The following is an 8297-nucleotide window of genomic DNA, read 5'->3' on the forward strand; positions in this document are numbered from 1 at the left end:
CCCGCCGCGCCGACGCGGCGGCCCGGCGCTGAGGGGCCGACGACCGGCCCGACACAGTGGTCACGACACGCCGTCGCCGCGCCCGGCACGCGGCGTGTCGTGACCACTCTGCGAGGGCGTCGCACCGATGACGACACGACGACGGCGGGCCGCCCCACCCGGGGCGACCCGCCGTCGTCGTGCACGCGGCACCGCGCCGCGAGCGAATGGGGCGACGTGTCGGAGGTGATCTGCGTCTACACCTCCGACAAGTCGCCCCGACCGCCCCTCACGAGGCTCAGCCCGCCGGCAGCTCCCGCTGCTCGGGGCCGTCGTAGGCCGAGAGCGGGCGGATCAGCGCGTTCGCGGCGCGCTGCTCCATGATGTGGGCGGTCCAGCCGGTGATGCGTGAGGCGATGAAGATCGGCGTGAACAGCTCGGTGTCGAAGCCCATGAGGTGATACGTCGGGCCGGCGGGGTAGTCGAGGTTCGGCTTGATCTGCTTGGCCTCGTCCATCGCGGACTGCAGGCCGTCGTACAGCCCGAGCATCTCCTCGCGGCCGTAGTGCTCGATCATCCGGTCCAGCGCGGCCTTCATGGTGGGCACGCGGGAGTCGCCGTTCTTGTAGACGCGGTGGCCGAAGCCCATGACCTTCTTCTTCTGGGCCAGGGCGTCCTCCATCCACGCCTTCGCTCGGGCGGCGGCGTCCTGGCGGGACTCCTCCTTCCGGATGCCGATCTCGTCGAAGGTGTGCATCACGGCCTCGTTGGCGCCGCCGTGCAGGGGGCCCTTGAGCGCGCCGATCGCACCGGTCACGGCCGAGTGCAGGTCGGAGAGCGTCGAGGTGATCACGCGCGCGGTGAAAGTCGAGGCGTTGAACGAGTGCTCTGCGTACAGCACCATCGAGACGCGGAACGCGTCCACGACCTCCGGGGCGGCCTCCTCGCCGAACGTCATCCAGAGGAAGTTCTGCGAGTAGTCCAGGTCCTCGCGCGGCTCCACCACGTCCTGGCCGCGCCGGCGGCGCTGGTCGTAGGCGACGACGGCCGGGAACGCCGCGAACAGGGCCTGGGCCTTCTCCAGCTCGGCCTCGGGGGAGGAGTCCTCCGCCTTCGGGTGGTTCGCGCCGAGCACGGACACGGCGGTGCGTCCGACGTCCATGGGGTGGCAGTCGGTGGGCAGCAGGTCGATGGCCTGCTTCACCTTCGGGTCGAGGGCACGGTGCGCGCGCTCGAAGTGCTCGAACGCGGCCAGCTCCTCGTCCGTGGGCAGCTCGCCCGTCCAGAGCAGCAGCGCGACGGCCTCGAACGAAAGCTGCGCGGCCAGGTCCTGCACGGGATAGCCGCGATACAGCAGGGAGTTCGTCTCCGGGTTGACCTTGGAGATCGCCGTGGTGTCCACGACGACGCCGGCCAGGCCCTTCTTGATCTCGGTCTCGGTCATGGTGTCCCTCCTCGGGGAGTGGGGCCCGCCCGCGCACGGGCGGGCCCGGTGACGGGTCAGAGGTCGGCGTGGTTGGCGCCGATGTCGAGCGTGGGCACGTCGAAGTTGAAGATGCCCGTGTCGAAGGCGTTGTAGCCCTCGTAGTCCACCAGCTCGTAGAGGCGGGCGCGGGTGAGCATCTGCTCCACCTGCGACTGCTGGGTGCCCTCCTCCTTGATGGCGTTGAGCACGCGCTCGGCGGCGCCCATCGCGGAGCGCAGCAGGGTGACCGGGTAGATCACCATCGCGACGCCGGCGTCGGCCAGCTGCCGGCGGGTGAACAGCTCGGACTTGCCGAACTCGGTCATGTTCGCCAGGACCGGGACCCCGAGGGGCTCCAGCTCGCGACACACGGTCTCGAACTCGCCGATGTCCTTCAGGGCCTCCGGGAAGATCGCGTCCGCACCGGCCTCCACGAGCGCCTTCATGCGGGCGATCGCGGCGTCCAGGCCCTCCACGGCACGCAGGTCGGTGCGCGCCATGATGAGGAAGTTCGGGTCCCGGCGGGCGTGGACGGCGGCGGCGATGCGCTTGACCGCGGTGTCGAGCTCCACCATGTTCTTGCCGTCGAGGTGGCCGCACCGCTTGGGGTTGAACTGGTCCTCGATGTGGCAGCCGGCCAGGCCGGCGTTCTCGAACTCCTGCACCGTGCGGGCCACGTTCATCGGCTCGCCGAAGCCGGTGTCCGCGTCGATGAGGCACGGCAGGTCCGTGAGGCGGGCGATCTGCCCGCCGCGCACGGCCACCTCGGTGAGCGTGGTCAGCCCGACGTCGGGCAGGCCCAGCTCGTTCGCGAGCACGCCGCCGGAGATGTAGACACCGGGGAAGCCCTTCTCCTGGATCAGCTTGGCGGACAGCGGCGTGAACGCGCCCGGGAACTGCTGGGCGCCGCCCTGCTTGAGGGTCTCCCGCAGGTCGATCCGCTTCTGTTCGGCCGTCTTCGTCGAGTACAGCATCAGAACAGGCCCTTCGGGGCGGCGGCGAGGTCGGCCTCGGACAGGAACGCCGGGTCTGCCAGGATGTTCAGCTGGTCCAGCTCGCCGGGCTGCAGCTCCGCCACGCGCTCGGCGGCGGCCAGGAAGCGGTCCTGCTCCTCCTTCGAGACGATGCCCTCGGCCAGGGTGCGGAACTTCTGGATGTACTGCTCGCGGGCGAACGGCCGGGCGCCGAGCGGGTGGGCGTCGGCCACGGCGATCTCGTCGGTGATGACGGTGCCGTCCTTGAGGGTGATCTCCACCGCTCCGCCGAACGCCTTCTCCGCGAGGTCCAGCGAGTGGTAGCGGCGGGTCCACTCCGGGTCCTCCACGGTGGTCACCTTGTGCCACAGGGCCACGGTGTCCTCGCGCTGGGCGCGCTCGGGGGCGTAGGAGTCCACGTGGTGCCAGGATCCGTCCTGCAGGGCCACGGTGAAGATGTAGGGGATCGAGTGGTCGAGGGTCTCGCGCGAGGCCGTCGGATCGTACTTCTGCGGGTCGTTGGCGCCCGAGCCGATCACGTAGTGGGTGTGGTGCGAGGTCTTGATCAGCACCGACTCGACGTTCGCCGGGTCGGTGGCCTCCGGGTGCTCCCTGTGGAGCTTGCGGGCCAGGTCGATCCAGGCCTGGGCCTGGTACTCGGCCGAGTGCTCCTTGGTGTAGGTGTCCAGGATGCCGCGCTTGGGCTCGCCCTGCTCGGGCAGCGGCACCTCGTAGGAGGCGTCCGGGCCGTCCAGCAGCCAGGCGATCACGCCGTCCTCGCCCTCGTAGATCGGGACGGGGGAGGTCTGGCCGCGCATGGCGCGGTCCACGGCCTCGACGGCCATCTTGCCGGCGAACGCCGGGGCGTGGGCCTTCCACGTGGAGATCTCGCCCTTGCGGGACTGGCGGGTGGCGGTGGTGGTGTGCAAGCCCTGGCCGATGGCCTGGAAGATGGTCTCGGTGTCCAGGCCGAGCAGGGTGCCGATGCCGGCGGAGGCGGAGGGGCCGATGTGGGCCACGTGGTCGATCTTGTGGCCGTACAGGTTGATGGACTTCACGAGGTCCACCTGGATCTCGTAGCCGGTGGCGATGCCGCGGATCAGGTCCTTGCCGGAGCGGCCGGTGTGCTGGGCGACGGCGAGGATCGGCGGGATGTTGTCGCCCGGGTGGGAGTACTCGGCGGCCAGGAACGTGTCGTGGTAGTCCAGCTCGCGGACGGCCACGCCGTTGGCCCATGCGGCCCACTCGGGGGAGACCTTCTGCTCCACACCGAACACGGAGGCGCCCGCACCGCCGGTGGAGACCGGGTGGGACAGGGCCTGGGCGCGGGCGGCGACGATCGGGCCGCGCTTCAGCGAGGCGACCGCGACGGAGGCGTTGTCGATGATCCGGTTGATGATCATCTCCTCGACCTCGGGCAGCACCTCGACGTCGTCGACGGCCACCTCGGCCAGCTTCCAGGCCAGCTGGTCCTTGCGCTCGAGGTTCTCCTCGGAGCGGTGCACGCGCACGTGATGGTTCTTCATGGTCGGTCTCCTTCGGTGGGGGTCAGCAGGGTCGGGGTCTCCTCGGCGCGGCCGCGCCGGGTCAGATGGTGGAAGGCGTGGTGCAGGTGGACCCGCGTGGTCGCCTCCGCGAGGTCCGCGGCGCCCGAGCCGACGGCGTCGGCGATGTCCGCGTGCTCCGCGGCGGAGGCCGCGAGGCGGGCCGGGTCGTCGGCGGCCAGTCGGCGCAGGCGCGCCAGGTGCAGGCGCAGGGTGCGCAGGGTGGAGACGAGGTAGGGGTTCGCGGCGGCCTCGTCCAGCCGGCTGTCCAGCTCGGCCGTCATCGCGTAGTAGTCCGCGGGGTCGGTCCCGCCGCGCAGGGCCGCCTCGGCCTCCTGGAAACGGCCCGCGAGGACCGTGAACCGCTCGGCCGCCTCCGGGGTGGCCCGCTGCGCGGCCCGGCGCGCCAGGAGGGACTCGAGGGCGATGCGCAGGTCGAACAGCTGGTCCGCCTGCTCGAGGGACAGGTCGGCGACGACGATGCCCCGGCCCGGTGCCTGCTCGGCCAGGCCGTCGGCCACCAGGCGGGAGAGCGCCTCGCGCAGAGGGGTGCGCGAGATGCCCAGGCGTTCGGCCTGCTCCACCTCGCCCAGGCCCGCGCCCGGAGGGAGGGACCAGTCGAGGATCTCCGCCCTCAGGGCCTGGTACGCCCGCTCACTCGCTCGCATGCCGCCAGTGTATACACAACAGTCCCGCCGAGGGCAGAGACGTGTCCGGTGCGCGCGTCGGACGGCGCCGTCGGAGGGGAGTGTCGTCCGGCGTGAGCGGGCCGGGTGCCGTGCCCCTGGCGGGGGACGCCCGTGCGCCGGCACGCCTCAGTCGCAGCGCGAGAAATGTATACAGATCGCTTGCCCCGTGTGATCCACAGCACTACCCTGGGCGCATGGCGACCCACGATGCCCCCGCCGAAGACCGCCCCTCCGGCGCGTACGCCGACGCCCACGCCCGCTCCCTCCGCGACCCCGAGGGGTTCTGGCTCGACGCGGCGCGCGCCATCGACTGGACCGTCGCGCCCACGCGCGCCCTCGACGACTCCGCCGCGCCTCTGTACCGCTGGTTCCCGGACGGCGAGCTGAACACCGCCTTCAACTGCCTGGACCGGCACGTCGAGGCGGGCCGCGGGGACGCCGTCGCGCTGATCCACGACTCCGCGATGACCGGCGAGGTCACCCGCTACACGTACGCCGAGCTCACGGACGCGGTGGCCCGTCTGGCCGGCGCCCTGGCCGCGCGCGGCGTCGGCAAGGGCGACCGCGTCCTCGTGTACCTGCCGATGATCCCGCAGGCCCCCATCGCGATGCTGGCGTGCGCGCGGCTCGGCGCGGTGCACTCCGTGGTCTTCGGCGGCTTCGCCCCGCGCGAGCTCGCCTCCCGCATCGACGACGCGGCCCCCGACGTCGTGCTCACCTGCTCCGGCGGCATCGAGCCCAAGCGCCGGGTCGAATACCTGCCCGCCGTGGCCGAGGCGCTCGAGACCGCCGCGCACCCCGTGCGCACGGTGCTGGTCCACCACCGCGAGGGCTTCGAGACCGCGCTCGCGGACGCCGACGGGCGCGGTGGCGCGAGCTGGGAGGACTGGGGCGAGGCCGTCGCGGCCGCCGAGCCGGCCGACTGCGTCCCGGTGCAGGCCACCGACCCGCTGTACGTGCTCTACACCTCGGGCACCACGGGCAAGCCGAAGGGCGTCGTCCGGGACAACGGGGGCCACGCCGTCGCCCTGCGCTGGACCATGGAGCACATCTACGACGTCGGCCCGGGGGAGGCGATGTGCACGGCCTCGGACGTGGGCTGGGTCGTGGGGCACTCCTACATCGTCTACGGCCCGCTGCTGGCCGGGGCCACCACGGTCATGTACGAGGGCAAGCCCGTGGGCACGCCCGACGCCGGCGCGTTCTGGCGGCTCATCGAGGACCATGGCGTGCGCTCCTTCTTCACGGCCCCCACGGCGCTGCGCGCGATCCGCCGCGCCGACCCCGAGGGCGAGCTGCTCCAGGCCCACGACCTGTCCTCCCTGCGGCACTTCTTCGCCGCGGGCGAGCGCCTGGACCCGGAGACGCAGCGGTGGATCGAGGGCCTGCTGGGCATGCCGGTGATCGACCACTGGTGGCAGACCGAGACCGGGTGGGCCATCGCGGCGAACCCGGTGGGCCTGGAGCAGCTGCCGGTGAAGATCGGCTCGTCCTCGGTGCCCTCGCCGGGCGTCGATCTCGTGGTCCTGGACGGCCTGGGCGAGCCCGTGCCCGCCGGGACCGAGGGCAACATCGCCCTGCGGCTGCCGCTGCCCCCGGGCACCCTGCCCACCCTGTGGGGCGACGACCAGCGCTACATCGACTCCTACCTCAGCGCGTTCCCCGGCCATTACGCGACCGGTGACTCCGGCGTCGTGGACGAGGACGGCTACGTGTTCGTGCTCGGCCGCACCGACGACGTCATCAACGTCTCCGGGCACCGGCTGTCCACGGGCGTCCTCGAGGCCGCCCTGGCCGCCCACCCGGCGGTGGCCGAATGTGCCGTGATCGGCATCGCGGACCCGCTCAAGGGCCAGCGGCCCTCGGGCTACGTGGTCCTCAAGTCCGGCGTCGAGACGCCCGAGGCCGGCTCCGAGGCCGAGGCCGCGCTCCTGGACGAGCTGCGTCAGGCGGTGCGCCGCGAGGTGGGCCCGGTGGCGGACTTCCGCGACGTCGTCGTGGTGGACGCGCTGCCCAAGACCCGCTCGGGCAAGATCCTGCGCAAGACCATGCGGCAGATGGCCGACGGCGAGGAGTACGCGGTGCCCTCGACCATTGAGGACCCCGCCGTGCTCGAGGCCCTGGCCGGGGTGCTGCGCCCGGCCCGCTGAGCCCCGCTCACGTGCGGCCGGCCCAGCGGTACTCCTGCTCGGGCCGGCCACGGCCGCCGTGCCGGGCCGAGCGCCGCACCCGGCGGATCCGCTCGAGGTGCTCGAGGTAGCGCCGGGCCGTCACGCGGGAGATGCCCAGGCGCTCGCCCACCTCGGCCGCGCTCAGGGCGGTCTCCGGGTCCGCCCCCAGCAGCTCCACCACCTCGCGCAGGGTGCTCTCGGTCAGCCCCTTGGGCAGGGCCTCGGCGCGCCGCTCGCGGGAGACGCGGAAGACGGCGTCCACCTGCTCCTGGCCGTCGAGGGCGCCGTCGCCGGCCAGCATCGCCGAGGCGGCGCGGAACCCGCCCAGCCGATCCGCGAACTCGTCGAACCCGAACGGCTTCACGAGGTACTGCGTCACGCCGTACGCGACGGCCCGGCGCACCACCGGCAGGTCGGTGGCCGCGGTGAGCGCCAGCACCCCGCCGTGGAAGCCCGCCGCGCGCAGTTGGTGCAGGAAGTCCAGGCCGTGCCCGTCCGGCAGGTTCATGTCCAGCAGCACGACGTCGAACGGGAAGCGCCCGTCCGCGTGCAGGCCCGCCGCGGCGACCTGCCGCGCGGCCAACAGGGAGCCGGCCACCGCGGCCACCTCGAAGCCCGGCAGCCGGTCCAGGTGCGCCACGTAGGTCTCGGCCGTCAGCTGCTCGTCCTCGACGACGAGCACCCGGTACGGGCGGGCGGTCATATCTCCTCCTGGGGTCGGGGGGTGCGGGGCACCTCGACGGTGAACACGGTGCCCGAGTCGGTCGCGACGTCCGCGACCCCGCCGGCCTCCTCCGCGATCCGCCGCGTCAGCCACAGCCCCATGCCGCGTCCGGCGGCGCCGACGGGCTTCGTCGACCAGCCCCGGTCGAAGAGTCGGCCGCGGTCCGCGTCGGAGGGTCCGGGGCCGCCGTCGGCCAGCTTGCACGAGCAGGCCCGCGGCGTCCGAGACCACCTCGACGTCGACCCACCGGTCTGCCGCGGACAGGTCGGGTGCGGCGGCCGCGTCGAGGGCGTTGTCCACCAGGTTGCCCAGCGCGGTCAGCAGGGCGGCGAGGACGTCGTCGGAGGCCTCCTCGTCCGGGGCGCGGCGGGACAGCACGGCCCGGGCGGCCTCCAGCCGGCCCGACTCGACGAGGGCGAGGGCGGTGTGCAGCTGGTTGGCGTGCTCATGCGTCTGCGCGCGCAGCGCCGTGGTCAGGAGACAGGGCGGGGAGGGCGGCCGCGTCAGGGGCGTTGCCCACCAGGTTGGCAAGGGCGGGCGGGAGGGCGGCGAGGACGGCGTGGGAGGCGTCTGAGTCCGGGGGGCGGCGGGAGAGCGCGGCCCGGGCGGCCGGCAGGCGGCCGGACTCGACGAGGGCGAGGGCGGTGTGCAGCAGGTTGGCGGGCACATGCGTCTTCGCGCGCAGCGCCGTGGGCAGGGTGTGGGCCACGGTGAGCTCGTCGCCGTGCCGCTGCAGGTCGGTGCGGTCGTG

General features: G+C 73.0%; 7 protein-coding genes and 1 pseudogene. 1 reads left to right on the plus strand and 7 read right to left on the minus strand.

Annotation, left to right across the window (positions count from 1 at the left end):
• Window positions 1–277 precede the first annotated feature (277 nt).
• From D8M29_RS06205 to D8M29_RS06220, 4 genes are read right to left on the minus strand one after another with little or no spacing between them, the layout of a single operon-like run.
• A complete protein-coding gene (locus D8M29_RS06205) occupies window positions 278–1423 on the minus strand; it encodes a bifunctional 2-methylcitrate synthase/citrate synthase (RefSeq protein ID WP_127435228.1) in 1146 nt (381 codons plus the stop codon).
• A gap of 56 nt (window positions 1424–1479) precedes the next feature.
• Window positions 1480–2418, minus strand: coding sequence for a methylisocitrate lyase (gene prpB / locus D8M29_RS06210; protein WP_078025594.1), 939 nt, complete (start codon window positions 2416–2418; stop codon window positions 1480–1482).
• On the minus strand, window positions 2418–3944 hold the full coding sequence (locus D8M29_RS06215; protein ID WP_127435229.1) for an MmgE/PrpD family protein: 1527 nt from the start codon (window positions 3942–3944) through the stop codon (window positions 2418–2420). Before D8M29_RS06215 ends, prpB begins: the two co-directional genes overlap by 1 nt.
• Window positions 3941–4630: a GntR family transcriptional regulator gene (locus tag D8M29_RS06220; RefSeq protein WP_020628108.1), complete on the minus strand. Its 690-nt coding sequence runs from the start codon at window positions 4628–4630 to the stop codon at window positions 3941–3943. Before D8M29_RS06220 ends, D8M29_RS06215 begins: the two co-directional genes overlap by 4 nt.
• A gap of 215 nt (window positions 4631–4845) precedes the next feature.
• On the opposite strand from D8M29_RS06220, the gene D8M29_RS06225 reads away from it, so the two are divergent.
• Window positions 4846–6801, plus strand: a complete 1956-nt coding sequence (locus tag D8M29_RS06225) for an AMP-binding protein (protein ID WP_127435230.1) — start codon at window positions 4846–4848, stop codon at window positions 6799–6801.
• Between the two features lie 7 nt (window positions 6802–6808).
• On the opposite strand, the gene D8M29_RS06230 is transcribed toward D8M29_RS06225, so the two are convergent.
• From D8M29_RS06230 to D8M29_RS13595, 3 genes and pseudogenes are all read right to left on the minus strand, one after another.
• The gene (locus tag D8M29_RS06230) at window positions 6809–7525 is read right to left on the minus strand and encodes a response regulator (protein ID WP_036338133.1); all 717 of its coding nucleotides are present in this window, start codon (window positions 7523–7525) and stop codon (window positions 6809–6811) included.
• Window positions 7522–7743: an ATP-binding protein gene (locus tag D8M29_RS14505; protein WP_080694963.1), complete on the minus strand. Its 222-nt coding sequence runs from the start codon at window positions 7741–7743 to the stop codon at window positions 7522–7524. Before D8M29_RS14505 ends, D8M29_RS06230 begins: the two co-directional genes overlap by 4 nt.
• 248 nt (window positions 7744–7991) lie before the next feature.
• Window positions 7992–8297 (minus strand): annotated as a pseudogene (locus D8M29_RS13595) (histidine kinase); the annotation flags it as partial.

The sequence above is a fragment of the Micrococcus sp. HSID17227 genome, from assembly GCF_003989405.1.
Taxonomy (GTDB): domain Bacteria; phylum Actinomycetota; class Actinomycetes; order Actinomycetales; family Micrococcaceae; genus Micrococcus; species Micrococcus luteus.